We start from the raw sequence: 288 nt of genomic DNA, 5'->3' as shown, positions 1-288 counted from the left end.
CGTGCTGAACGCCACGAAGGGCTAGAAGGAGCGCATCGGCCGTCTGCTGCAGATGCACTCCAACCAGCGCGTCGACATCGACGCCGTGTCCGCTGGCGACATCGTTGCTGTTGTGGGTCTGATAGACACCTCCACCGGTGACTCCCTGTGCGCCGAGGACGCTCCCGTCATCCTGGAGTCCATGGAGTTCGCCGATCCGGTTATCGACATCGCCGTGGAGCCCAAGACCAAGGCCGAGCAGGACAAGATGCCCATCGCCCTGCAGAAGCTGGCCGAGGAGGACCCGAC

1 pseudogene is annotated in these 288 nt (G+C 63.9%); it reads left to right on the top strand.

Annotation, left to right across the window (positions count from 1 at the left end):
- A pseudogene (locus NE591_RS15545) lies at positions 1–288 on the top strand (EF-Tu/IF-2/RF-3 family GTPase); the annotation flags it as partial.

The organism is Adlercreutzia sp. DFI.6.23, assembly GCF_024462535.1.
GTDB lineage: Bacteria > Actinomycetota > Coriobacteriia > Coriobacteriales > Eggerthellaceae > Adlercreutzia > Adlercreutzia rubneri.
Note: the sequence above shows the minus strand (reverse complement) of the source record. Positions and strands in the feature narration are given on the sequence as shown.